Here is a 26,479-nt window from a genome sequence, read left to right as displayed (position 1 = left end):
ACATTGTCACTCACTCCTCTGCGCCAGCCAGATCGTCATAAAGCGGAATAATCGTGCTCGCCATTTTTTCCGTCATTAATATTATCCCCGTCACGTTATTGGCGCAAAAAAAATAGCCGCTGGTCAGAATTAAAGCGCTTATCCGATAATATATTCATCAACAGAGCGTTGACCAGAAATAAAAGGTTTTAACATTTCGACATAAACCAGTACAATTCCCTCCCCTGTGTTAACCCTTTTTTAGGTTGATTGTGTCGTTAATTCAGCCCCCTGCATCACGTAACCGGGCCGCCGCCTGGTTAGGGATGTTCGCCATTCTGATGTTGTTCATTGCGCCGGTGGTCTCGCGATCCCTGGAGCATGCGCGCGCCGGAAGTGCTGAAACGACCGTCATGGCGGACTGCGGCATGGCGATGCCGATGCATCATGACATGCATTCGCCGCCGGCCGCGCCGGAAAAGGCCGCATCGCCGATGATGCAGCACGGCGGCGGCCACCACAACATGGCGATGATGATGGACGACAGCGCCTGCGGCTACTGCGTGCTGTTGCTGCACGCGCCGCTGCTGGACGTGAGCCACGCCCCGCTGTTCTGGTCTCAATCTCTGGCCTCGCGCCCGCCGCCGACTCATTATCTCGTTCCCCTGTTTGCCCACGTCGTTCATACCGAATTACAGCCGCGCGCGCCGCCCGTCTCTTTCCTCTGATTTAACAATACCCCATTGCCGTTTCTGTATTGCCGTTGATCGTTTCAACATGGCGGAATTAATACGCCCAATGGTTATGCATTGAGACGACATTATTAGCCCGGTTATTTCCACGTTGAGGGAATTAACCCCCGTATTTTCCGATGGTGATTTTCGCCAGGCATCCCCACGCCTGAATAAATCGCCGGAGAATAATGGAAAAAAGTTAGCTTAAGGAAAGATGATGTTTAAACCCGCTTATAAAAAGAACGCCGTCACCCGCGCAATCACCACCGCCATGCCGCTGTTCCTGCTGGCCGGCCACGCGGCGCAGGCGCATCAGCACCCTACCGACGCACAGGTTAATGATGGCGACGTGATCACCGTCACCGCACCGCTCTACTCTCCGCTGACCATCGTGACATCACCGAAGACCCCGCGTCAGCCGGTGCCCGCCAGCGACGGTTCGGACTATCTGAAAACCATTCCCGGTTTTTCGCAGATCCGCAACGGCGGCACCAACGGCGATCCGGTATTTCGCGGCATGTTCGGTTCGCGGCTGAAAATTCTCACTGACGGTTCGGAGATGCTCGGCGCCTGCCCATCGAGAATGGATGCGCCCACCTCTTACATCTCGCCGGAAAGCTTCGATCTGCTGACCATCACTAAAGGGCCACAGACGGTGCTGTGGGGGCCGGGTTCGTCGGCGGGCACGGTGCGTTTCGAACGTGAACGTCCGCGCTTCGACAAACCGGGCATCAAGGGCAACGCCAGCGTGCTGACCGGCTCCAATGGCCGCTGGGACGAGAATATCGACGCCAGCCTCGGCGCCGAACAAGGTTACCTGCGGGTGATGGCCAACAAGTCGCGCGCCAATGATTACCAGGACGGAACGAATACGCGCGTGCCGTCGCGCTGGGACAAATGGAACGGCGATCTGGCGCTCGGCTGGACGCCGGATGCCGACACGCTGCTGGAAGTGACGATGGGGCGCGGTAACGGCGAAGCGCGCTATGCCGGCCGCAGCATGGACGGTTCGCAGTTCAAACGCGAAAGCCTGGGCATGCGGGTGGAGAAATCCAACATCGGCGAGGTGCTGGATAAGTTGGAAGCGCAGGTCTACTACAACTACGCCAACCACGTGATGGACAACGTGACCCTGCGCTCGCCGGGCAGCGGCGGCATGGGCGGCCACGGTGGGCATGGCGGCATGAGCATGGGGGGCCACGGCGGGCACATGATGTCTTCCGGCATGACGATGCAGCTCGATCGCCGCACCGTCGGCGGCCGCGTGATGGGCACCTGGCAGTGGCAGGACGTGAAGCTTGAAAGCGGCCTGGACACGCAGACCAATACCCACCGCAGCATGAGCCGCGGCAGCTGGGAAAAAGACGCCCAGTTCAACAGCTACGGCGCCTTCGGCGAGCTGACGTGGTCCACCAGCGAGCAGGATAAGCTGATCGGCGGCGCGCGTCTCGATCGCACCCTGGTGGAGAACTTCCGCAGCGGCAGCGATGTGGAACGTTCAGACACCCTGCCGAGCGGCTTTATGCGCCTGGAGCATACGCTGGCCGAGCTGCCGCTGATGCTGTATGCCGGCGTCGGCTATACCGAGCGCTTCCCGGATTACTGGGAGCTGTTCTCGCCGAAGCTGGGTCCGAACGGCAGCAAGGATCCGTTCTCCAGCGTCAAGAGCGAGAAAACCACGCAGCTCGACATCGGCGCGCAGTACAACGGCAAGCGCTTCAACGGCTGGGTCTCCGCGTATGTGGGCCGCGTCGATGATTTCATCCTGTTCAAATACGATCCGCACAATGCGCGTCTCAGCCAGGCCGATAACGTCAACGCCAACATTATGGGCGGCGAAATGGGCATGGGTTATCAACTGAGCGAGCACTGGAAAACCGACGCCAGCCTGGCCTACTCCTGGGGGAAAAACACCAGCGACGGTCGCCCGCTGCCGCAGATCCCGCCTCTGGAGGCACGCTTGGGGCTGACCTACGAGTACGGCGACTGGAGCGGCACCGGCCTGTGGCGTCTGGTCAGCAGCCAGCACCGCGTGGCGATCAACGAAGGCAACGTAGTAGGCAAAGACTTTGCCGAAAGCGCCGGCTTCGGCGTGCTCTCCGCCAACGCCGCCTACAAGGTGAATAAAAACGTCAAGCTGAGCGCCGGTCTGGATAATATCCTGAACAAGACCTACAGCGAGCACCTCAACCTGGCGGGCAACAGCGCCTTCGGCTATTCGGCCAACAGCGCGGTGAATGAACCGGGCCGCACCCTGTGGGCTAAGGTTAACGTCACCTTCTAAGCCATCCACCGGGCGATGGGCAACCGTCGCCCGGTTACGCGATATGCGATCCGGTTCTTAGGATATGAGTTTTAAGTTTTTCCCATTCGGTTTAGCGGCGATTACTATCACTCTCAACGTAATCAACGATCCGGAGGGAATATGCAAAAGCTCACTCGTTTTCTGGCCCTGCTCGGCGAGCTGATGATTGAAAAAGCCGAAGACGCCGCGTCGCAGGCTGCTCAGCCTGACGATCGCGACGACGCGCTGCCACCGCGCCTCGAGCGTGGCGTTGCGCTGGCCGACCGCTTCCTGTTCATGTAATTCCCGCGCTGTTTTTTGTCCCGCACGTTCCGGTATTTCATTACCGGACGCCTGCGTCTATCTTCTTTCGATGGTTCCAGCAGATTCCTTACGCCTGAAACCCCTGTGGAGGAGATAGCAACGCAATGAAGATCAGAACGATAACCCCGCAAGACGCTGAAGCGCTGACGCAGTTATTGAATGAGGTGATCAGAGCCGGCGGCACGACCGCGATAGAAACGCCCCTCACCCCAGCCGAGTTCAGCGAATGGTTCATCAGCGGCGACAATGCGCTGAGTTGCCAGGTCGCGGAGGTGGATGGCGTGTTGGTGGGCTTTCAGTCGCTGAGCGTTGACGATGCACTGCCACCCGATACCGCAGATATTGCCACATTTTCCCGCCTGTCGCCGAAGGTACGTGGCGTTGGCAGCGCGCTGTTTCCCGTCACGTTAGCGGCAGCGAAGTCGCACGGTTTCAAGCACATCAACGCCACCATCCGGGCGGATAACGTGGGCGGCCTCGCCTATTATCAAAAAATGGGCTTTCGCGATTACGATCGTCTGCTGCAGGTGCCGCTCAGCGATGGCACGCCGGTCGACAGAATCAAAAAGCGCTTTTCCGTTTAATCAGCTGCCCCTGAAAGCGCATCTCGCGCCGGGGCAAGACGGTTTCGGCGTTCACATCGAGTGACCGGATGCGCACTCCCTGGCGCATCCGGGGAGTCTCGTTAATTCAGGGCGGCGAGAAATGCCCGATAGCCCTGCGCGCTGCTGTCCAACTCGTGTTGCTGAACCTGCTCTGCCGTCCCGTCCGAAGCGGCTTCCTTGCCGTAAAAGGCAAAGAACGAAGCATAGTCGGCCCGCACATAATCGGCGGTCACTTCAAACGGCCGGAAGATCTCCTCCAGCGAGTAGCGATAACGCCCTTCACGCGCGTAATCTTCTGCGCGCACGCCCGCCGTGACCGCCAGCGCCAGTTTCTTGTTCTGCATCTTATAGCCACTGCGAGAACCGTAGGCCCAGCCGTAGGTGAGCACGTCGTCCAGCCATTTTTTCAGCAGCGGCGGGCTGCTGAACCAGTAAATCGGGAACTGCAGCACGATGTTGTCATGCGCTTCAATCAACTGCTGTTCTTTGGCGACGTCTATCTGCCAGTCCGGATAGGCCTGATGCAGTTCGTGCACGGTATACAGCGCCGGATAGCGCCGCAGTTCCTCCAGCCAACGTTTGTTGACCACCGAGTTCGCCATATCGGGATGTGTCACTACCACCAACGTTTTCATACTGATCTCTCCAGTCAGGTGTTTCGACGCATCTTAGGGTATGCTGACAGAATGTAAAATACGCACACTCACGACACATACTTACCCTGGAGAAAGTGTAAATGACCGCCGAATCCCACTGCAGCCCTACGGGCATCAGCCTTGAAGACACCGGTTATGGCTACACCCTGTCGGTGATCAACGGTAAATACAAAATGATTATTCTCTACTGGCTGGCGTTGTATAAGCCGGTATTGCGCTTCAACGAACTGCAGCGCTGCATCGGCACCATTTCGTATAAGACGCTGAGCTCGACGTTGAAAGAGCTGGAAAAAGACCGTCTGGTGGTGAGAAAGGAGTATCCGCAGATCCCGCCCAAGGTGGAGTACAGCCTGTCCGAGCGCGGGCGTTCGCTGATCCCGGTGATCGACATGATGTGCGACTGGGGGGAGCGGCACCGGCCGGAACAGCCGGCGCCGTGAGGGGTCAGTTGTCCGCCGCTGCTGAGGTTGCCGGAGCCGGCTCATCGTGCTCAACCAACGCGTCCGCCGGCCGGCACTGGCGCAGCGTGCGCACGCTGAAGGCCACCAGCACGCCCAGCAAGGCGGCGAATGCGCCAAACGACAGCACGCTCATCAACGGGGTAAATACCCTGCCCAGTACGCCGAGCCCCAGCGCGCCGATCGAATCGCCGGTCACGTCCTGCGCGGTGCCGAGGCTATTCACCCGCCCCAGCAGATGATCCGGCGTATTGCTCTGGATCAGCATGAACTGCAAGAGCGAGGCGATGGCATTCGCGTAGCCGTAGCACACCAGCGCCAGCAGCGCCGGCGCCAGATGGCTGAACAGCCCCAGTGACGCGATGGCGGTGAACGCGACGATAGCGGCGATCAGGATCAGCACCCCAGGGCGAGGGAAACGCCCCACCCAGCCGCTGGTCAGCGCGCCCAGCATCGCACCGAGCGGCACTGCGGAGTACATCAGGCCAATAGAGGACGCGCCGACGTGGTAAGCGTCCTGCGCCAGCGCCGGAAACAGTACCCTGACGGCGCCGACGATGCTCATCAACATCCCCAGCAACACCACCGAGCCGACCACCTTATTGCGCCAGACAAACTGGAAGCCGCTGGCGAGCGCGCGCAGCGGGTGTTCCGGCTCCTGCTGCTGCGGCAGCAGCGTCGGCAGGCGCACCAGCGGGACCAGGGTGCCCAGCGTCCCTGCCGCCGCGACGGCGAAAGCGAGACCGACGCCGCCGAACACGATGATGATCCCCCCCAGCGCCGGCGCCAGGATCGCGCCGATGCGCACCGTCACCATGCTCAAGGCCCCCGCCGCCGCCAGGTTTTCGCGCCCGACCAGCAGCGGGATCACCGCCATCAGCGCCGTCATGCCGAGCGCGCCGAAGAACCCGTCCCAGGCCGCCAGCAGATAGAGCGCCCACAGCGACGGGGCCGGCGCGAAGGCATTCAGACTCAGGGCGACAAAGCCCAGCCCGCAGGTGCCGCGCGCGAACAGGATCAGCTTGCGGCGATCGTAGCGATCGGCGAGCACCCCGCCCAACATCAGGCCGATAAACATGCCTACGCCGTCCAGCGCTACCGCGACGCCCACCTGCAACGTGGAGCCGGTCATCGCCTGGATCTGAATCGGCACCCCCACCGCCAGCATGCCGAGTGAAAACACCGACAGCATGCGGGCGCAGAAAATCGCACGAAAATGCGCATTGCTTCTCAGCAAACTGAAATCAAGAAAAAAAGAAGGTCTGGCCATAGTGTCCTGCATATCATGTTTTAGTACGGGCCGTGGCGCACGCCCCGGCCCGGTTGCGTTATACCAACCCGTATTGCCGCGTCAGCAGCGAATGCAATAGCGGCCCTAGCGTCTCCAGCGAGGCCGGCGACAGAATGTCCGCGTGCTCGCAACCTTGGTGATGACAGATCAGCCGATCCAGATACGGCGCCCACACGGCGTTGATGTCCATCAATGGCGGCAGCGTCCGATCGGCGACAAACAGCGTCGCCGTGCCGTGGAAACGCTGACTGCGCGCCTGAGAAAGAAGGCGCACCGCGTCACGATAGTTGGCGACGATGCTGTCGAACATCGCCGCCTTCTCCGCCATCAGCGTCGGATCGCCATGATCTTCCGCCATAAACTCGGCCTGTTCCTGCGCCACCTCCTTCTGCGCCTCTTCCTCGGTGGGGCCGGTCCAGTCCTGGCCTTCCGGCGGATAGGTATCCAGCATGCCGAGGAACGCCACCTCTTCACCCTGCTGCTGCAGACGCGCGGCCATCGAATGCGCCAGCGTGCCGCCGAGCGAATAGCCCAGCAGGTAGTAAGGCCCCTGCGGCTGCAGGCGGCGCAGAGTGGCGAGATGACGATCGACCATCTGCTCAATGTCCTCACAGGTGGCGATGACGCCGTCCGGTCTTGGCGACTGCAGACCGATGATCGGGTAACTCCCCGGCAGATACCGGCTCAGCCCCGAGTACTGCCAGGCGAAACCGGAAGCCGGATGCAGGCAGAACAGCGCCGGGCCTTGGCCCGCCCGCAGCTGCAGGCACTCGCCGACGCCGCGGCTCTCGGCCGAGCCGGCGGCCTGCGCATCATCGAGCAGGTGCGCCATTTTCTCCAGACTGCGGGCGAACATGATCTGCCCGACGCTCAACGGCCGGGTGACGCGCCGACGCAGCTCCGCTGCCAGGCGCATCGCCAGCAGCGAGTGGCCGCCCAACGCGAAGAAGTCGTCGTCGGCATACACCGTCTCGCGCCCCAGCAGTTCGCTGAACAGCGCCGCCAGCAGGCGCTCGCTGTCGCTGTGCGGCACGCGGCCGCTCTGCGGGCTCAGCTGCGGCCGAGGCAACGCTTTGCGATCCAGCTTGCCGCTGGCGCTGAGCGGGAAGCTGTCGGTCATGACATAGCTGACCGGCATCATGTGCGCCGGCAAACGCGCCTCCAGCGCCTGATGCAGGACGGCGGTATCCAGCGTCACGCCCGGCTGGGCGATCAGCCAGGCGACCAACTGCCGCATATCGGCGCCGCCCAGCCCCGTCGCGCCCTCACCCAGTTCGATGGCGTGCACCGCCGCCTGCGCTACTCCCGGCTGCGCCAGCAGCGCCTGTTCGATTTCGCCCAGTTCGATGCGCTGGCCGCGGATCTTCAGCTGATCGTCGCTGCGCCCCAAATACTCGACGCTGCCGTCTTCCAGCCAGCGGGCGATATCGCCGGTGCGATACATGCGCGCCCCGTTGCCGGCGGGATCGGCGACAAACCGCTGCGCCGTCAATCCCGGCCGATGCAGATAGCCGTCGGCCAGCTGAATGCCGCGCAGGTAGAGATCGCCGGCGCAGCCGACGGGCACCGGCCGCAGCATGGCGTCGAGAATGCTCAGTTGGGTGTTCCAGACCGGTTTGCCGATCGGCACGCCGGCGCCGCTCACCGCCGCCAATGCCTCGCCGGACGCCGGTTGATAGGTGACATCAACCGCCGCCTCCGTCGGGCCATACAGGTTATGCAGCGGCGCGGCGACCAACGCCTGGTAGCGGGATGCCAGTTCACACGACAACGCCTCACCGCTGCAGAACACGCGTTTCAGGCTGGCGGCGGCGCGCTGCGGCGCACGTTCGTTCAGCGCCTCAACCCAGATAGCCAACATGGACGGAACGAAATGCAGCGTGGTTACGCCATAGTCGTCGATCAACGTCGTCAGTGCCTGCGGATCGCGGTGCGCCTCCGGCGGCGCCATCACCAGGCGCGCGCCGACCATCAGCGGCCAGAAGAACTCCCAGACGGAAACGTCGAAGCTGCACGGCGTTTTCTGCAATACCACATCCTGCGCATCGAGCGAATACTCATGCTGCATCCAGAACAGACGGTTGACGATCGCCCGGTGGTTCACCACCACCCCTTTCGGCCGCCCGGTAGAGCCCGAGGTATACAGGACGTAGGCGGGATAATCGCCGTTCCCCGCCGGTGCGCGCTGCATCGGTTCGCGCCCGCTGTCGTCCAGCGCATCGAACCGCAACGTCGGCGCCAGCGCGGCAAAACGGGCATCCAAGGCGCTCTCGGTGATAATCAGCCGTGGCTTGGCGTCTGCCACCATGTAGGCCAGACGCTCATCCGGGTAACCGGTATCCAGCGGCAGCCAGGCGGCGCCGGTTTGCACAATCGCCGTCAGCGCCAGGCTGAGGCGCACGGAACGCGGCAACGCCACCGCGACGATATCGCCCGGCTGAATGCCGGCCGCCGTCAGCCGTTCGGCCAACAGCGCGGCCTGGCGCTGCATGTCACGGTAGCTGAGGCTGTGCCCGGCGTCCTGCAGCGCGATGCGTTCCGGCGTGCGCCGCGCTTGATCGGCGATCGCCTGATGCAAGGTGGTGTCCGCCACCGCCTGCCCGGTGCGGTTGACCGCCGCGATCAGCGCCTGCTCCTGCGGCGTTTGCAATTGCCAGCGCGGCAGCGGCAGATCCGGCTGGGCAATCCACTGTTGCAGCAGCGCCATCAGCCGCGCGGCGAAGCGTTCAGGCTGCGGCACCGAATCGCGGTACTCCATCAGCAGACGCAGGCGCTCGCCCGGCAGCACCAGCAGCGTCAGCGGATAGTGGGTATAGCCTTTGTTACGGATAGCGTTGCAGCGCAGCGACCCTTCGCCGCCCAGCAGAGCGTCGTTGTCCGGATAGTTTTCCACCACCAACAGCGTGTCGAACAGCGTGCCCGCCCCGGCCAGATGCTGGATCTCCCCCAAGCCCAAATCGTCGTGCTCCAGCAGTTCAATCTGCCGATGCTGCAGTTCGGTCAGTTGATCCGTCAACGAACGGTCATGCTGCAGACGAACCCGCACCGGCAGCGTGTTGCTGAACAGGCCAACGTGTTCCTCAATCCCTTCTATCTGGCCAAAGCGGCCGGAAACCGGCGAGCCGAACACCACGTCCTGATGGCCGCAACAGCTGGCCAGCTGCAGCGCCCAGATGCCCTGCATCAGGGTATTGAGCGTCAACCCGCGTTCGCGGCACAGGGTCAGCAAGCGCCTTTCCTCGGCCGGCGGCAGCGTCATTTCCAGCTCATGCACGCGATCGTTATGCGATTCACCGAACAACAACGTCGGGCGCACATCCTGCAGCGTCTCACGCCAGAGGCGGCGCGAGGCGTCGGCATCCCGCGCGGTCAGGCGGCGCACGATATCGGCGTAGTTCGAGCGCAGCGGCGGCAACGCCTGCTCGCCTTCACGCAGGGCCAGCATCAGATCGTTGAGCACCACCGGCGTCGACCAGCCGTCGACAATCAGATGGTGTGCGTTAAGGAACAGCGTGTAGCGTTCGCTATCGCCGTGTTTGATCCACAGCGCATGCAGCATCGCGCCCGACTGGTTAAACAGATCGCGCCGCAACTCTTCCTGTTCCAGTTCATGCAGCGCCTGCGCTTCTTGCTCTTCGGACAGCGGCGACAGCTTACGACTGTCCAGCGGCCAATGGCTTTCCTGCGGTATCAGCTGCAGCGGTTCCCCCTCGCGGTTGAACCGGGCGGCCAGCTGCGGATGGCGGCGGATCACCGCATTCAGCGCTTGCTGGAGTTGATGTTCGTCCAGCTCGCCGCAGAGGCTCAGGCGCGTCAGCGAGTTATAGCTGCCGCCCTGCTGCGCCGTCTGCGCATGGAACAGCAGGCCATGTTGCAACGGCAACAGCGGCAGCGCCGCCGCCAACGGCCCGCACTCTTGCTCCCAGGCGCGCACCGTCTCATCGTCAACGTTCGGCTGGGCGATCTCGGCCGCCACCAACGTTGCCGCCGCGCGTTCGGGATGACGCTCGGCAAACTCGCACAGTGAACGCACCGCTTGCTCGATGCCGCTGTGCAGCTGCGCAATGTCGCTCTCGCTGAAAATCGCCTCCAGCCAGCTCCAGTTGATCGCCAGGCAGGCGCCGTCGCGCCGCTCTTCGACAAAGATATTCACCTCCAGGCCATACGACAGCGCCTGTTGCGCATCCTGCGCCACGGCGAAGGCGTCGCGGAAGCGGGTTTGGCTGCGTTGCGGCGTCCAGTGCCCCTCATCCTGGCTGAAACGCCCGAGGTAGTTGAACAAGATCTCCGGCGCATTGCGCTGCGCCAGCGCCGCCAGTTCGTCACGCTGCGGATGCAAATAGCGCAGTTGACCATAGCCGATGCCGCGATCGGCCACCGCGCGCGTCACCCGTTTCACCGCACGCACGGCCTCGTGGTGTTCGGCGTCATGCAGTTCGATGCACAGCGGGTACTCCGCCGTCAGCCACCCGACGGTGCGCGCCAGATCGAGGCTATCGTCCAGTTCGGCGCGGCCGTGCGACTCCAGCGAAAAACGCAGCGAAGCGGCCTGGAAATGACGCCGGCAGGCCAGCGCCAGCGCGCACAGCATGATCTCTTCGACCTGAGCGCGGTATCCCTGCGGCAAGGCGCCCAGCAGCGCGGCGGTCAGCCGGCTGTCGAGCAGCGTGCGCCGTTCGCTCACCGAAGCGAGACGATCGGTCTGCGGATCCAGCGCGCGTCGCCCCAAGCGCGGCACGCCGTCCGCCAGCATCTGCCGCCAGAACGGCAGCTCGGTTTCCCGGCGTTCGGCGTCGGCCCGTAAACACGCGGACCACTCATAGAGCGAGGTTTCCTCCGGCGGCAGCGCGCTCGGCTGCCCCTGCATGGCGCTGTCGGCCGCTTGCCGCAGTTCGTCGAGCAGGATGCGCCAGGAAACGCCGTCAACCACCAGGTGGTGGATCGCCAGAACCAGCCCGAGGCTCTGCCCGTCACGCTGCAACAAGATGGCCTGCATCATGCTGCCCTCGGCCGGATTGAGGCGCGCCAGCGCGGCATCAAACGCCTGTTCCGCCGCGGTTTCCAGATCGCCGGATACGGGATGACGCTGCATCAATTCACCGGCGGCGGCGGTTTCAACCACCAACTGGCCGTCGCGGATCCGCGCGCCCAGCGCCGGGTGTGCCGTACGCAGCTGTTCCAACGCATAACGCAGCTGTGCCGGTTGCAATTCGGCAGGCACGCGCAGGAAAACGCCGTGCGCGAAGAGACGATGCATGTCGCCAGTCTCGGCAAACCAGTGCAGGATCGGCAGCCCGTCGATCGGGCCTTGCTGCACGCTGCGCGCGGCCTGAGATCCAACGGCCAGCGGCTGCATCGCCTGCGCCATACGCGCGGGGGTGTGCAGCGCGAAGATCTCACGCGGCCGCAGCAGATACCCGTTGCGCCGCAGGGCGGTGCCCAGCCCCATCGCCGAGATGCTGTCGCCGCCGAGCGCGAAGAAATCGTCGTCGGCGCCGACGCGTTCCATCCCCAACAGCTGCGCCATGGCGCGGCAAATCAGCCTTTCCTGCTCGGTGGCCGGCTCGCGCAGGCTTTGCGCCAGCGTCTCCTGCGGTTTGGGCAGCGCCTGACGGTCAATCTTGCCGTTAACGTTAAGCGGCAGCTCCGGCATCACCACCAGGATCGCCGGCACCATGTAATCCGGCAGACGCTGCGCCAACTGCCCCAGCAGCTCGCTCTGCAGCGCGGGTGAGGCGCGCCGCGCGTCATCCTGCACCGAGCAGTAACCGATCAGGCGATAGGTGGCGCCGATCCGTTCGGCGATCACCACCGCCCGCCCCACGTCCGGCAAGGCAGCCAGCGCGCTCTCCACTTCACCCAGCTCGACGCGGAAGCCGCGCACCTTGATTTGGTGATCGGTACGGCCAATGAACACCAGCTGGCCGTCCGCGCTCCAACGCATCAGATCGCCGCTGCGGTACATCACCTCGCCGTCGGCGAACGGATTGGCGACAAAGCGCGCCGCCGTCAGATCCGGGCGGCGCAGGTAACCGCGCGCGATGCCCTTGCCTGAAATGTACAGTTCCCCCGCCGCGCCGATCGGCACCGGCTGCAGGCGACTGTCGAGCAGCCAGACTTCGGTATTGGCCAGGGGGCGCCCGATCACCGGCTGGTCTGCGGCCGTGACCGGTGCGCCGAGGGTATCGACGGTGTATTCGGACGGGCCGTAATAGTTATGGATCTCGACTTCCGGATGCTGCCGCATCAGGTTCCACAGCGTCGGCGTCGCCGCCTCGCCGCCGATCATCACAAACGCCGGCAGCGGAAACTGTCCCTTCAGCAGGCCGCAATCCACCAACTGCGAGAGGAACGACGGCGTGATGTCCAGCAGATCGATCGGGGTCTGTTGGGTCTGTTCGAGCAGCGCCCAGGGGTCGCGGCGCAGCTCTTCATCGAAGATAACCAGTTCGCTGCCCATCATCATGCAGAACAGCGGCTCCCAGGAGGAGTCGAAAGAGAACGAAGCGGTATGCCCGGCGCGCAAACGCCGCCCGCGGCGAGCCTGGAATTTTTCAATCGCCGGGCCGAACAGCGAGGCCTGATGCGACAAGAACAGGTTCAGCAGCCCGCGGTGCGTGGACATCACGCCTTTGGGTTTGCCGGTCGAACCGGAGGTGTAGATCATGTAGGCCAGATGCGCCTCGTTCAGCGGCGCGCGCCGCTCTTCGTCCGATATCGGCGCGGCCTCGGCGGCCGCGCAGCGCGCCCGGCATTGCGCCTCATCGAGGCACATGACCTGCGGTAGATCCGGCATGTTGGCCCGCGTGTCGCTGTGGGTCAGCAGCATCACCGGCCGCGCGTCGTCGCACATCAGCGCCAGACGTTCACGCGGATAATCCAGATCGAGCGGCATATAGGCCGCGCCGCTGGCCAACACGCCAAACAGCGCGACCAGCGTGTCCACCGAGCGCGGAATGCCGATGGCGACCACGTCTTCGGCGCCGATGCCGCTTTCGATCAGCACGCGCCCCAGTTGCATCACCCGTTCACTGAGTTGACGGTAGCTGAGGCGCACATCGCCGCAGGTCACCGCCAACGCCTCGGGCTGTCGCTCAACCTGACGCTGGAAAGCGTCCATGATCGACACCATGCCCGCCGGTGGCGTCAGCTCAGCGCCGCGCCCCCAGGCCGCGAGTTGGCGCAGCTCCCCTTCGCTGACCAGCGCCAGTTGACCGTTCGGCTGATGCGGCCGCCGCGCCAGTTGCTGCAGCCAATGGCCAATGCGCTCCGCATGGCCTTGCAAGGTGCGCGGCGCGTATTTGGCCGGGTTGGCCACCAACGACAGCGTCAGCACGCCGCTTCGAAAACCGATCTCAAACTCGAGGTCGTCGACCGGCCCCATCGCCAGCGTATGGGTAACGGCCGCTTGACCGTCGAAGGACAAGGCGCTGTGGTAAACCTTGACGTTGACCACCGGGCCGTACAGCTCCTGATGGCCGCCGACCAGGCCGAGATCGCGTTTGATCTGCTCCGCCTCATAGCGTTGATGGCGCCGCACCTGTTTGATTTCCGCCGCGGTGGCCTGGCAGACGTCCGCCAGCGACATCTCAGGCGTCACGTTCAGCAGCAGCGGCAGCACGTTAACCACCGGGCCGATCGCCGCCAGCGCCTGCGAGCCCATGCGGCGCATGAAAGGAAAACCGATGGAGAGCCGGGTTTCGCCGCTCATGCGCGCCAGATACATCGCCAGCGCCGCCGTGACGATATCGGCCGGTTGCAACGACTGCAGCGCCGCATCGCACAGCGCTTCGTCAAACAGCGACTCCGGCAGCACCAGCGCCTGTTTGAGCGGCCGAGCGCCCGGTTCGACCTCGCGGTTTTCCGTCGCCAATGACAGCGGCGACGGCAGATCGCGCAGATGCTGCCGCCAGAATTCGGCCGCCCGCTGGCGTGCGGGCGACGTTTGCCATTGCTGAAACTCTTCCACCACCTTGCCGAACGGGGTAAACGGCGAGGCCGCCGGCGACAGCCCGTGGCGCAGCGCGCGGTAGATATCGGCGATCCGGCGGGTGATGGCCTCGAAGCTGAAGCCGTCCAGGGTCAGATGATGAAAGCGCTGGTACCAGAACCAGCGATCGGCGCTGATGCGGATCACCGCATGGCGATAGAGCGGGCGCTCGCCGTCCGCGGGCAGATCCTGCGCCAGATCGTCGTGCATCAGCGCCAGCGCCGCCTGCTCGGCGTCTGGCCGCGCGCTGAAGTCAAACCACTCCGGCGCCAGCACCCGCGCGGGATCCGCGTTCAGCGGTAAACGTTGCACCGGCTGGCCGTCCTGCGCCTCAAAGAAGCGCGCCTGAACCGTATCCGCCTCCGCCAGCCCCTGGCGAATCGCGCGCTCCAGCGCCGAACGATCGATATCGCCGTGCAGTTCGGTGTAGTGCGCCACGGCAAAGCTGTTGCGCCGCAGCGCGATTTGGTCGGCAATCCAGATCCCCGGTTGCGCCGCAACCAGCGGATAATCCCGATACTCGACCTGAGTATCCGGCAAAGAAAGCGTTTCTGACATGGTGTCTGTCCTTTTCCTCAAACGGAATGTAGCGATGTGGCTGTGCGGCGATTAACGCGGCGCATCCGCCGCTTTCAACGACGCCGGCCGCATGTCCTGCCAGTGCGCTTCGATATAGTCGATACATTCACCGCGCGACGCCGGCCCCATCAACACGCGCCATCCCGGCGGCGTGTCGGCAAACTGCGGCCACAGCGAGTACTGCTGTTGCGCGTTGACCAACACGGAGAAACGGAGACTTTCGTCATCGAACGGGTTTTGTTGTTCCTGAGTCATTTGCCTTACCTGTCTGTCAAAATGTGGGATTACTTCATTGCGGAAAGCAGCCGGCGCACGCCGTCCACCAGACCGCCGCGCCAGCAGAGCGCGTCATGTCCGCCGGAATACACGCGGTAGTCGGCACGGTGTCCGGCCGCCGTCAGCGCCTGGTGCATCTGGCGATTAACGAATTCGATGTCCGCCTCCCGATCGCCGGCTTGCTGAATCACGGTGAGCGTCGGCGTGGTCGCGCCGCGCTGCCGAACCTGGCGTATCAACCAGCCTTCCTCCAACTCGTGGCGTTTTTCGAACTGGGTAACGAATTGCACCGTGGGCCACCAGAAGGAGCCGGACTGGCTCAGCACATGGCCGAAGCGCTCGGGCCAGTGCAGGCCGGCGTATAACGCCGCCAGCCCGCCGTAGCTCTGGCCGGCGACCACGGTGCGCGCCCCCTCTTCGCTGAACGGTTCGCGCCGCTGCGCCTGCGGCAGCAGTTCGTCGATCACCGCCTGCCAAAAGGCGGCGTTGCAAGGCAGTTCGTTTTCCCGGTGTTCGCCATCGATCGCATCGATCAGCAGCCAGCACGCGGGCGGCAGATGCCCTTTTGCGGTCTCGTTCTCAATCACCGGCAGCAATGCGTGCCTTTCGATCCAGTTCTGGCCGTCGAGCAGCAGCACCAGCGGGCGGTTCGCGTTGTCCGCCGCCTCGCCGCCGGCATACAGCCACACGCGCCGCCGGGTGCCCAGCCGTGCGCTGTGCCAGTGAAAAAGCTGTAGCCGCGCTTCATCCAACGGCCGATCGGCGGCCTGCCAGGCGCTTTGGTCGTCCGCGTCCGGCCCCTGAGCCAGGGAAACGGCGCGCGGGCGATAAGCCGGCCCCAGCGAGGTGCGATTCAGCGGATCGGCGATCGCCAACGAGAACAGCGATACCCACCAGGCGCGCTGCTGGCGATCGCGCAACGTTTCGTCGTCGCTGAAGACGGGAGGAAGATCCCGCGCTGTAATCGGGATCAGGCTGTAACTGCCGCGCCAGCGGCGATCGACAACGGCCGCGCCGTACCAAACGTCGGTGCCGGGGAGCCTTTTCAGGCTGCTGGGGGACGTGCTGTGATGGTCGGTAATGCCGTTGATATCGGCATAGACGCGGCATATCGGCGAGAGCCGCTCGTCGCCGGCAGGATCGCGCCATAGCCAGGTCATTCTGACGTGCTGTTCATCGTGCGCGTCGACGACAGGCGTGCCATGAGCGGCAACCTTCTGCCACCATGCGGGTTGCCCCGCCGCCGCCTCACGCAGCCAGTGCGCCGCCAATCCCTCATGGCCGTGTTCTGGCCTCTTTTCCGGCAAAAACTCCATAGCGCCCCTTACATAACGTGCGTGACTTTTACAAAACCTGACAATCGTATTGATACTCATTATCATTTTCAATACTATTTGTCGGATTTTTGCCGTCGTGCAAACGCGACGTCTCCGCGTCGACGAGGGAAACCGTATTCATCGGCATTGCGGGGTTTATCAGGGTGGCATTACACACAAAAGTAGGCATGCAGGAGAGATAATGAATATTAGAAACAAAGGGATAGAAAACGATAGTGCAGAGGCGATGTCCGCCAACCGGCTGTTGCTGGGGGCGACGCTGGCGCTACTGCCCTTCGCGCAAAACGCTTTTGCCGCGGCGGACGAGACGATGGTGGTGACCGCCGACGCGCAGAGCAGCGTGACCGCTCCCGTCAAAGGGATCGTCGCCAAAGAGAGCGCCGCCGGCACCAAAACCGCCGCCCCGCTGAGCAAAACCCCGCAGTCCATCTCGGTGGTGACGCGCGAGCAAATGAACGACCAGGAACCGGCGTCGGTCGCCGACGCCTTGAACTACACCAGCGGGGTGATCACCACCTATCGCGGCAATTCCAACCGCAATGACGAAGTGATCAGCCGCGGCTTCCGCTACGCGCCCAAGCTGCTCGACGGCCTGCACTTTGGCCTCTCTAGCCAAAACGGCGGCGCCGGGCAGATCGATCCCTGGTTGCTGGAGCGCGTGGAAATGGTGCACGGCCCGGCCGGCGTGCTTTACGGCCAGGTCAGCCCCGGCGGCGTGGTGGTGATGACCAGCAAACGCCCTACTGCCCAGAGCATTCACGAAGTTAAATTCAGCACCGGCAACCGTCATCTGGCGGAAACGGCGTTCGACTTCGGCGGCAAACTCAACGACGACAACACCCTGTTCTATCGCCTGAACGGTATCGCCAGAACCGAACATGAGTTTGTCAAAGACAGCAAGCAGCAACGGGTGGCCATCGCCCCGGCCTTCACCTGGCTGCCGAACGAAGACACCAGTTTTACGCTGCTGACCAGCTACCAGAACGATCCGAAAGCCGGATCGCGCAACTTCCTGCCGCGCGCCGGCACGCTGTTCCCGACCAGCGCGGGCTATGTGCCCTATGACTTCAACATCAGCGAACCCAGCTTCAACAAGTCGCGGCGCGAGCAGGCGTCGATCGGCTACAGCCTCGAGCACAACTTCAGCGATGCGCTGTCGTTTACCCAGAATCTGCGCTTCACCCACCGTGATGAGGACTATAAATATCTGGTTTATAACGTAAACTCGAAGGTCAACGACCACACCGTCACCCGCATGGCGCAGCATGAAACGCAGATGACCAACGAGTTTGGCGTGGATAACCAACTGAAGGGCCTGTTCGACACCGGCGAGGTGAAGCACACGGTGCTGGGCGGATTGGATTACCGCTACAGCCATATCGATTCGAAGATGTATCGCGATCGCGGCAACGATTACCCGATCGACTGGGCCAACCCGGTTCGCCCCAGCATCGATGGCAGCACGCTGGCGCTGGCTTCCAGCGATTTGAAGACGCTGAATCAGGTCGGGGTGTATCTGCAGGACCAGCTGGCGTGGAATAACTGGAACCTGCTGCTGTCCGGCCGTCAGGACTGGTCGCAGGTCAACACCCGCGATCGCACCAGCGGCGGCAAAGAGCAGACCTACAACGATGCCCAGTTTACCGGCCGTGCGGGCCTGCTCTACGCCTTCGACAACGGCATTTCGCCGTACGTCAGCTACAGCACCTCGTTCGATCCTAACCTGTACCCGAGCGCGCCGGGCGCCGACCCGCTCAAGCCGACCACCGGCAAACAAACCGAGGTGGGCGTGAAGTACCAGATCCCGGGCGGCAACACCCTGCTGACCCTCTCCTGGTTCGACATCACCCAACGCAATGTGGCGTCTTACAACCGTCTCACCTCCGCCTACGAGCAGATCGGTGAGGTGAAATCCAAAGGGATTGAGGCGGAAGTGCACGCTCAGCCGACGCCGGAGATCAAGCTGATCGCCGCCTACACCTACACCGACGTGGTGACCAAAGACTCCAACTCGGCGGACGAAATCGGCCACAGCCCGGCGGGTATTCCGCGCCACGCGGCGTCCGCCTGGGGCAGCTACAGCTTCCTGAGCGGTGCGCTCAACGGCCTGACCGTCGGCAGCGGCGTGCGTTACATCGGCGATGCGCCGGCCGACGCCACCGGCCAGTACGACGTGCCGCACTACACGCTGTACGACGCCATGGTGAAATATGATCTCGGCCAGGCCTCGCCGGCGCTGCGCGGTGCGGCGCTGCAGCTCAACGTGCAGAACCTGACGGACAAGAAATACGTTTCATCCTGCAGCGGCGAGTACGCCTGCTTCTACGGCAGCGGCCGCAGCGTCATCGCCTCGGTGAACTACCGCTGGTAACGAAAAGGGGCGGCCAGCGCCGCCCCTTTCTTCCACCTTTCCCGCCGCGTTTACTCTTGCTTCAATTCCCGCAGATGCTTGTACACCGTAGCGCGCCCCATCGACAGCACGTTGGCGATATAGTCCGCCGCGCTTTTGGCCTTGAACGCCCCCTGATGATAGAGATCGCTGACCAGCCGCCGTTTCTGTTCGCGGCTCAGCGCGCCGAGCGCAGCGTTCTCGCGCCGCAGCCAGTCATGCAGGAAGGTATTGATCTTCTCTTGCCAGTCGTCTTTGAACAGCTGTTGCGGCTGCGGCTGCAATCGCGTGACCGACAGGAACATATCCAGCGCGTTGCGGGCGTCCTCGAACATCGCGGTGCTCAGGTTGATGCACAGCAGATAGCTGGGGTTACCCTGCTCGTCGCGCGCGGCGATGCTCACCGAGCGCATCTTTTTGCCGTCCCAGTTCAGCTTTTCGTAGGGGCCGGTCACGTTGGCGCCGCCATCAAACGTGAAATCCTCCAGCCCCGCGTCGTCGCCCGGTTTGCGCTTCGACAGGTTGTTCGCCAGGTAGGCTATCTTGTTGGCAGCCAAATCGTGGATCACCACTTCCGCATTCGGGAAAAACAGGGCCGCGATGCCGTCGGCGACCGACCGCAACAGTTCAAGTTGAGAAGAAGAATTCGCCACGCTGGGGTGTCTCCGTATAGCCCGGTTTGGTTTGTTGTTCAGCCGCTTAGCATACCGCAGTTGCCGCCGCTTGCCGAGCGGATGGCGTTGGTTCCCCCTCACCACCGGCTGCGCCGCAAGTGACCTTTTATCCCGACGGGGGGGCATGATTGGCCATTGCCGGTCGCCGGCGAAATAACGCCCGCCCCTTCAAAGTGGAAAAGGAAATAGGTTAACCACGCCGTTCATCTACCGTTTTTTTATTTAAAAACCGCCCCTTTGCCAATGACATTAATAACCGCACCATCGTTATTGAATTATTGCTTAAGGCCGTTGGCAAGTTGATTAGCAAACTCCCTTATGCAAGAAAAATCTCATGCAAATCATCATGTTTTGCATAAAGCAAAGCGCCGATTCAGATTATTCCTAATTATTTATTTCAGACATCAGGAATAAATTTAACCTGCAGTACTGCAATAAGGATGCAGCTTAATTTGAGTTGTATAAGCAATTTAATTTAAAGGACTTTTATTATGAATTATGAATCCAAGGCGGACTGTTCCGCCAACAGCTACATTATTGAAATTTCAAGTTTTAAACTGCCGGCCTCACTCAGCCCTGAAGCGTTTGCCGTATTGGACAAGCGCGTTGAAGAGGAATTTATCTCGAACCAAAACGGGTTTATTTCGCGTGACTCGGGCATCAGCGTAGACAATGAGCCTCGCTGGGTGAACATTGTAAAATGGGAGACGCTGTTGGATGCGGATGAAAACATCTACCAATTTACGCAAGCTTCCGCGCCGGCGTCCGTCAAAGAATATCTGGCGAGTATCGGCGCTGAACCGGTGGAATTACAACGCTATCAGCATACCGGCGCCTAATGCGTATCGGATGACCACGCCACCGCGGCGCGGTCTTCTTTAAACGAAACGCTGATTCGCCAAACCAGAACGGGTGGCCGGCCGCTCGCGGTCACCCGTCCGTTTCAGGTGAACACGCTTTTCAGCCCACTCTCTGCCGCAATACGGTAAAACAACCCCGAATCATGCTTCTCGCTGCCCAGGCAAAACGCGGCGGCAGACGGCGTTTTAACAGGATTTTAACGCTGCCGAGGGGAAACGCCATTGTCAACATAGCAGTTAAATAAAATGAAACTTTTTGATCACATTCAAGCTTCTGAAAAATAGATATAAAGGGTTTTTATGCGTTTTATATGCATAAAGTATGCATGTGTCCGCTAACGCCCGGCGAAAAGTAATTAACTATTCATTTACCGCCCTGCAGGCGGCGAAAAACCGTCCGCTGGCCCGATGAGCGGGGGGCTAACAACCGGCATAATTAGTGGTAAATTTAGCGGCGCAAAGTGTTATGCGCTTGCTAATCCACGGTTAAACGAAATAAATACCTCTAAAATATAAAGGTTGGTTATGGAAAAGCTATCCTACGCTTCAGACAGCAGCACCACCGCTTGGGCTACATATCTGCAACAAATCGATCGCGTCGCCCCTTACCTCGGCGACCTCTCACGCTGGGTTGATACGCTGCGTCACCCTAAACGCGCTTTGATTGTCGATATCCCGCTGCAGATGGACGATGGCACCATCCGTCACTTCGAAGGCTTCCGCGTACAGCACAACCTGTCGCGCGGGCCGGGTAAAGGCGGTATCCGCTTCCACCCTGACGTCGATCTGAACGAAGTGATGGCCCTGTCCGCCTGGATGACCATCAAGTGCGCCGCGGTCAACCTGCCGTACGGCGGCGCCAAGGGCGGCATCCGCGTCGATCCGTTCAAACTGTCTGAAGGTGAACTGGAGCGACTGACCCGCCGCTACACCAGCGAAATCGGCTTCATCATCGGGCCACAGAAAGACATTCCTGCGCCGGACGTCGGCACCAACGCCAAAGTGATGGCCTGGATGATGGATACCTACTCCATGAACCACGGCACCACCATCACCGGCGTGGTAACCGGTAAGCCAATCCACCTCGGCGGCTCCCTGGGCCGTGAGAAAGCGACTGGCCGCGGCGTGTTCGTGACCGGCAGCGAAGTGGCCAAGCGTCTGGGCGTGCAGATCGAAGGCGCCAAAGTGGCGGTGCAAGGCTTCGGTAACGTGGGCAGCGAAGCGGCTCGCCTGTTCGTCGGCGTCGGCGCTCGCGTCGTCACCATCCAGGACCACTCCGCAACCCTGTTCAACGCCAACGGCATCGATCTGGCCGCGCTGACCGAATACCAGGCCAAGCACAAGCAGATCGCCGGTTTCCCAGGCGCCAGCGAGATCGAAAGCGAAGCGTTCTGGTCGGTTGACATGGACATCCTGATCCCTGCGGCGCTGGAAGGCCAGATCACCCGTCAGCGCGCCGAAATCCTCAGCGCCAAGCTGGTGCTGGAAGGGGCTAACGGCCCAACCTTCCCAGAAGCGGACGACATTCTGCGTTCCCGTAACATCACCGTGGTTCCGGACGTTATCTGTAACGCCGGCGGCGTAACGGTCAGTTACTTCGAGTGGGTGCAGGACATGGCGAGTTACTTCTGGAGCGAGTCCGAGATCAACGAGCGTATGGACAAGATCATGACCGACGCGATGGTCCACGTCTGGAACAAGGCCGCAGAGAAAGAGTGCAGCCTGCGCACCGCCGCTTATATCGTGGCTTGCGAGCGCATCCTGACCGCACGTAAAGAGCGTGGCATCTACCCAGGTTGATGCCCGTTTCCCGGCCTGCCCCGGCAGGCCGGATTTTCCTCAGCGCAAACAGCGTTTCAACACCTTACCGGTACTGGTCATCGGCAAGCGTTCGACAAACTCGACGATACGCGGATACTTGAACGCCGCCAGCCTCTCCCGGCTCCAGGCGATCAGCGCCTCTTCCTCGATCGGCTCCTCCGTCTCTTTCAACACCACCACCGCTTTGATCTCTTCACCCAGCGAAGGATGCTCGACACCGATCACCGCCACCAACGACACCGCCGGATGGCGAATCAGCGCCTCTTCAATCTCGCGCGGATAGACGTTGAACCCGCCGCGAATGATCATGTCCTTGGCCCGATCGACGATGAAATAGAAGCCGTCGGCATCGCGGCGCGCCAGATCGCCGGTGCGGAACCAGCCGTTTTCCAGCACTTCCGCCGTCGCCTCGGGACGGTTCAGATAGCCTTTCATGATGTTGTAGCCGCGCACCGCGATCTCTCCCACCTGATCGACACCGTCGATCGGTTGCCCGGTGACGTCGAGCAAGCGAACCTCCACGCCCCAGATCGGTTGGCCGATAGAGCCGGGTTTGGTCACGCGGTGCGGATGGTTAAAGGTGGCGACCGGGCTGGTTTCCGACAGACCATACCCTTCGAGAATGTTGACGCCGAAGCGGCGCGAGAAATCCTCCAGGATCTGCACCGGCAGGCTGGCCCCGCCGGACACCGCCATACGCAGCGTGCTGCGCAGGCGCTCGATATCCGTATGCTCATCCAGCGCATTCAACAACGCCCAATACATGGTCGGCACGCCGGCAAAAAAGGTAATGCCGTGCCGCTGCATCAGCGCGATGGCCTGCGCGGCGTCGAAGCGTTCGACCAGCACCAGGGTGGCGGCGGCGGAAAATCCGGCATTCATCTGCACCGTCGAACCAAACGTGTGGAACAGCGGCAACGTCACCAGATGGCGATCGGGATCCGTTTCCGAGCCGTCGAACAGCCTCACCGATCCCAGCGCGTTAAGCACCAGGTTGGCGTGGGTCAACTCAGCCCCTTTGGCCCGGCCGGTGGTGCCGCTGGTATACAGCACCACCGCCGTGTCGCTTTCGAGCGTCGCGGCCGAAGCGAACTCGGTGGCCTGTGCGGCTATCGCCGTGCTGAAACGTTCGCCTTCGAGCGGCAGCCGATCGCCGATGATAAACACCTCACGGCATTGCTCCGCCTTCGCCGCCGCCCGCAGCGCCTCTTCCCCCAACGGCAGGCCGCTGCTGCCTTCGAAGCAAAACAACGCCACCGCCGCCGAGTCCGCCAGGTAATAGTCGAACTCTGCGCTCTTAAGCAGAATATTGAGCGGCACCACCACCGCGCCGCTTTTGAGAATGCCGTAATAGATAGCCGGAAACTCCGGCCGATTGGGGCAGGCCAGCGCCACTCGCTCACCGGGCTGCACGCCGCGCGCGACCAGTAAATTCGCCACCCGGTTGGCCATTTCATTCAGCGCCCGATAGCTGAGCGGTATATCGTCCTGTATCACCGCCGGCCGTTCCGGCCAGGTGCGCGCACTTTCTTCAAGCAAGGTAGCCAGATTCAGCATCGGGGATCCTCCCTGGGTTGAGCGGCGAGAAAGCGCCGCAGTATCACGAGTATAGATAGGCGCTTTGCGGTTCGCATTCCCAGGGGCGCTGGGCTATACCTTAGGCATTCCCCCTCCTGCAGGAGTTGTGATCATGAGCAAGAAAAAAATCCTGATGCTGGTCGGCGACTACGCCGAAGATTACGAAACCATGGTGCCGTTTCAGGCATTGCAAATGCTTGGCCATTGGGTGGATGCCGTGTGCCCCGACAAAGCCGTCGGCGACTACATCCAGACCGCGATCCACGACTTTGACGGCGCGCAGACCTACAGCGAGAAACCCGGTCATCGTTTCACCCTGAACGCCGACTTTGCCGCCGCCAAAGAAGAACACTATGACGCGCTGTTGATCCCCGGCGGTCGTGCGCCCGAATACCTGCGCCTGAATCCCGACGTGATCGCGCTGGTGCAGGCGTTCGACGCCGCCAAAAAACCGATCGCTGCCGTATGCCACGGCCCGCAGCTGCTGGCGGCGGCCGGGGTGTTGAAGGGCCGCACCTGCAGCGCCTACCCGGCTTGCGCCCCGGAGGTGCGGCTCGGCGGCGGCCACTATGCGGAGATCGGCATCGATCAGGCGCACGTCGACGGCAACCTGGTCACCGCCCCGGCCTGGCCGGCGCATCCGCAGTGGCTGGCGAAATTCGCCGAGCTGCTGGAGCAGTAACCTGGCGCTAGCGCAATTGCTCGATAAGAAAATGGATGTCGTACAGCCAGCGTTTGGCGCGCGCCGAGCGCACCAGCATCGATACGCACAGCGGCCGGGTGTGTTCTTTACAGGCGGAGGGGGAAAACCAGCGCCCGGTATTGCTCGGCGGCTGGAAATACAGCTCGTGGTTGTAGTTGCTGCTGTCGACGCCGAAGGTATCGAAGTAGCGGCGCATCAGCGTGTTGGAGTCGCTGAACGACAGGTTGAGCGCGGTGTTAATCTCGGTTTCCGGGGTGATGACCGCCCCCTTCTTCTGCCGCCCTGGTGCGTTGAATGCGGCGATAAGCGCGATGACCTGTTGCTGAATGTCTTCTGCCATGACGACCTCGAGCCGATATGAAGAAAAGGTGAATGCAATTATCTGTCTGACTCTGCCCGCCGCGGCGAGTTCGGGCCGCCGCGCGGGTTTTCCGTTTCTTTACACTTTCCATAAGTAAACCGCGCGCCGCCCAACTCGCGGCGCGCGCGGTCGACGGTTAGAGGCTGAGCGCCGCCTTATCGGCGATGACGCCGTCCCCCTGCCGCTCGGCGGCAACCCCGCCGCCCAACACTTTATACAGGGTCGCCTGATTGTCGTACGCAGTCTGCTGTGCGGCGATCAGCGACTGCTGCGCCGTATACAGCGTGCGCTGCGCGTCCAGCAGCGTCAGGTAGCTGTCCACGCCCTGGCGGTAACGCAGTTCGGCCAGGCGATAATATTGCTGCGCCGCCGCCACATAGCCGGTCTGTGCCGCCAGCTGTTCCTGCAGCGTGGCTTTGCGCGCCAGCGCGTCGGCGGTTTCCTGAAATGCCGTCTGCACCGCTTTCTCATAGGTGGCGACATACAGGTCTTTCTGCGCCTGGGTGTAGTTGAGCTGAGCCGTGTTGTAGCCGCCGCTGAAGATCGGCAGGCTGATGCTCGGGGCGAACGACCAGACGCCGGCGCCGTGGCTGAACAGCGACGAGAGTTCACCGCTGCCCACGCCGCCGCTGGCGGTCAGGCTGATCGACGGGAAGAATGCCGCCCGCGCCGAGCCGATGTTGGCATTGGCGGATTTGAGGTTATGCTCGGCCTGCAGCACGTCCGGCCGCATCAGCAGCACCTGCGAAGACACCCCGGCCGGCAGATTGCGCATGATTTCGCCGAGCGCATCGATACCGCCGGGCAGCAGGTTTTCCGGCACGCTTTGCCCCACCGCCAAATCCAGCGCGTTTTTCGCCTGCGCGGCGAGGGTGGCGTAGCTGGCGGCGTCCGAACGCGCCTGCTGATAAACGGTTTCCGCCGACGCCACGTCGACCAGCGACGAAATGCCGTGCTGTTGATTGTTGCGCGTCACGTCCAGCGAACGTTTGGCGCTTTCCATCGTCTGCTGCGCTATCGTCAGATTGCTGCGCTCGGCCGCCACCGCCACCCAGTCGGTGACGATATCGGCGATCAGCGTCAGACGGGTGCTTTTCGCCGCTTCCGAGTTGGCCAGATAGGTTTCGAACGCCGCCCGCGACAGGCTGGCGTTCTTGCCGAACAGATCCAGCTCGAACGCGCTGACGCCGCCCTGCGCTTCGTAGCTCTGGTTGATGGCGGTGGCATTGCCGTTGCCGGTCAGCGAACGCCCGCGGCTGCCGTCGGCGGTGGCGTTGATCGTCGGGAACAGCGCCGAGCGCTGCTCACCGTACAGGGCGCGCGCCGAGGCGATATTGGCGATCGCCTCACGCAGATCGCGGCTACTGTTCAGCCCCATCGCCACCACCTGCCGCAGCCTGGCGTCCTGCACATAGTCGCGCCAGGCGACGTCCGGGTAGCTCAACGCCTGCTTGCCTGCGGCCTCGCCCTGCGGCAGGTTGGCGGGCACCGGCGCCGCCGGGCGCTGGTAGTGCGGATCCAGCGACAGACACCCGCTCAGCAGCAGCGGTAAAGTTAACATCATGACTCGTTGCAACACG

18 protein-coding genes are annotated in these 26,479 nt (G+C 62.3%); 9 read left to right on the top strand and 9 right to left on the bottom strand.

Annotated features, from left to right (window positions below):
* Positions 1–305 precede the first annotated feature (305 nt).
* From ACJ8PE_RS05585 to ACJ8PE_RS05570, 4 genes are all read left to right on the top strand, one after another.
* Positions 306–707: a DUF2946 domain-containing protein gene (locus ACJ8PE_RS05585; RefSeq protein ID WP_197759849.1), complete on the top strand. Its 402-nt coding sequence runs from the start codon at positions 306–308 to the stop codon at positions 705–707.
* Positions 708–930: 223 nt separating this feature from the next.
* Positions 931–2,997, top strand: coding sequence for a TonB-dependent copper receptor (locus ACJ8PE_RS05580; protein ID WP_108680744.1), 2,067 nt, complete (start codon positions 931–933; stop codon positions 2,995–2,997).
* A gap of 141 nt (positions 2,998–3,138) precedes the next feature.
* A complete protein-coding gene (locus tag ACJ8PE_RS05575) occupies positions 3,139–3,300 on the top strand; it encodes a hypothetical protein (RefSeq protein ID WP_197759848.1) in 162 nt (53 codons plus the stop codon).
* Positions 3,301–3,425: 125 nt separating this feature from the next.
* On the top strand, positions 3,426–3,905 hold the full coding sequence (locus ACJ8PE_RS05570; RefSeq protein ID WP_072627640.1) for a GNAT family N-acetyltransferase: 480 nt from the start codon (positions 3,426–3,428) through the stop codon (positions 3,903–3,905).
* 101 nt (positions 3,906–4,006) lie between these two features.
* Here ACJ8PE_RS05570 and ACJ8PE_RS05565 read toward each other — a convergent pair whose 3' ends face one another.
* Complete coding sequence (locus tag ACJ8PE_RS05565; protein ID WP_033643110.1) at positions 4,007–4,561, bottom strand: NAD(P)H-dependent oxidoreductase; 555 nt, start codon at positions 4,559–4,561, stop codon at positions 4,007–4,009.
* A 101-nt stretch (positions 4,562–4,662) separates the two neighbouring features.
* Here ACJ8PE_RS05565 and ACJ8PE_RS05560 point away from each other — a divergent pair, with 101 nt between their 5' ends.
* On the top strand, positions 4,663–5,022 hold the full coding sequence (locus ACJ8PE_RS05560; RefSeq protein ID WP_033643111.1) for a winged helix-turn-helix transcriptional regulator: 360 nt from the start codon (positions 4,663–4,665) through the stop codon (positions 5,020–5,022).
* Positions 5,023–5,026: 4 nt separating this feature from the next.
* On the opposite strand, the gene entS is transcribed toward ACJ8PE_RS05560, so the two are convergent.
* The 4 genes from entS to fes are packed head-to-tail and all read right to left on the bottom strand — an operon-like array spanning position 5,027 to position 16,492.
* Complete coding sequence (gene entS, locus ACJ8PE_RS05555; RefSeq protein ID WP_033650373.1) at positions 5,027–6,310, bottom strand: enterobactin transporter EntS; 1,284 nt, start codon at positions 6,308–6,310, stop codon at positions 5,027–5,029.
* A 58-nt stretch (positions 6,311–6,368) separates the two neighbouring features.
* Positions 6,369–14,879: an amino acid adenylation domain-containing protein gene (locus tag ACJ8PE_RS05550; RefSeq protein ID WP_404768913.1), complete on the bottom strand. Its 8,511-nt coding sequence runs from the start codon at positions 14,877–14,879 to the stop codon at positions 6,369–6,371.
* A gap of 51 nt (positions 14,880–14,930) precedes the next feature.
* Positions 14,931–15,155: an MbtH family protein gene (locus ACJ8PE_RS05545; protein ID WP_033643114.1), complete on the bottom strand. Its 225-nt coding sequence runs from the start codon at positions 15,153–15,155 to the stop codon at positions 14,931–14,933.
* Positions 15,156–15,184: 29 nt separating this feature from the next.
* Complete coding sequence (gene fes / locus ACJ8PE_RS05540) at positions 15,185–16,492, bottom strand: enterochelin esterase (RefSeq protein ID WP_232098686.1); 1,308 nt, start codon at positions 16,490–16,492, stop codon at positions 15,185–15,187.
* Positions 16,493–16,694: 202 nt separating this feature from the next.
* On the opposite strand from fes, the gene ACJ8PE_RS05535 reads away from it, so the two are divergent.
* Positions 16,695–18,884 carry a TonB-dependent siderophore receptor gene (locus ACJ8PE_RS05535; RefSeq protein WP_042784526.1) on the top strand — a complete coding sequence of 730 codons (2,190 nt, stop codon included), beginning with the start codon at positions 16,695–16,697 and terminating at the stop codon, positions 18,882–18,884.
* 50 nt (positions 18,885–18,934) lie between these two features.
* Here ACJ8PE_RS05535 and ACJ8PE_RS05530 read toward each other — a convergent pair whose 3' ends face one another.
* Positions 18,935–19,555 (bottom strand): helix-turn-helix transcriptional regulator, encoded by a 621-nt coding sequence (locus ACJ8PE_RS05530; protein WP_042784528.1) that lies wholly within the window; start codon positions 19,553–19,555, stop codon positions 18,935–18,937.
* A gap of 512 nt (positions 19,556–20,067) precedes the next feature.
* Between ACJ8PE_RS05530 and ACJ8PE_RS05525 the strand changes: the two genes are divergently transcribed.
* Both ACJ8PE_RS05525 and ACJ8PE_RS05520 read left to right on the top strand, forming a co-directional pair.
* Positions 20,068–20,415 carry an antibiotic biosynthesis monooxygenase family protein gene (locus ACJ8PE_RS05525; protein ID WP_033643118.1) on the top strand — a complete coding sequence of 116 codons (348 nt, stop codon included), beginning with the start codon at positions 20,068–20,070 and terminating at the stop codon, positions 20,413–20,415.
* 546 nt (positions 20,416–20,961) lie between these two features.
* Positions 20,962–22,236: a Glu/Leu/Phe/Val family dehydrogenase gene (locus ACJ8PE_RS05520; protein WP_033643119.1), complete on the top strand. Its 1,275-nt coding sequence runs from the start codon at positions 20,962–20,964 to the stop codon at positions 22,234–22,236.
* A 39-nt stretch (positions 22,237–22,275) separates the two neighbouring features.
* Here the strand turns inward: ACJ8PE_RS05520 and ACJ8PE_RS05515 are convergent, their stop codons facing one another.
* The gene (locus ACJ8PE_RS05515; RefSeq protein ID WP_046898328.1) at positions 22,276–23,814 is read right to left on the bottom strand and encodes a long-chain-fatty-acid--CoA ligase; all 1,539 of its coding nucleotides are present in this window, start codon (positions 23,812–23,814) and stop codon (positions 22,276–22,278) included.
* 133 nt (positions 23,815–23,947) lie between these two features.
* Here ACJ8PE_RS05515 and ACJ8PE_RS05510 point away from each other — a divergent pair, with 133 nt between their 5' ends.
* Positions 23,948–24,517, top strand: a complete 570-nt coding sequence (locus ACJ8PE_RS05510; RefSeq protein WP_033643121.1) for a DJ-1/PfpI family protein — start codon at positions 23,948–23,950, stop codon at positions 24,515–24,517.
* Positions 24,518–24,524: 7 nt separating this feature from the next.
* Here the strand turns inward: ACJ8PE_RS05510 and ACJ8PE_RS05505 are convergent, their stop codons facing one another.
* Entirely contained in the window at positions 24,525–24,878 is a 354-nt protein-coding gene (locus ACJ8PE_RS05505) for a DUF1493 family protein (RefSeq protein WP_033643122.1), read from the bottom strand.
* Positions 24,879–25,035: 157 nt separating this feature from the next.
* The gene (locus ACJ8PE_RS05500) at positions 25,036–26,478 is read right to left on the bottom strand and encodes an efflux transporter outer membrane subunit (RefSeq protein WP_273973775.1); all 1,443 of its coding nucleotides are present in this window, start codon (positions 26,476–26,478) and stop codon (positions 25,036–25,038) included.
* Position 26,479: the final 1 nt, after the last annotated feature.

It is taken from the genome of Serratia sp. CY74737 (genome assembly GCF_052166775.1).
In the GTDB taxonomy this organism is placed as follows: domain Bacteria; phylum Pseudomonadota; class Gammaproteobacteria; order Enterobacterales; family Enterobacteriaceae; genus Serratia; species Serratia ureilytica.
This window is presented reverse-complemented; position numbering and strand designations above follow the sequence as displayed.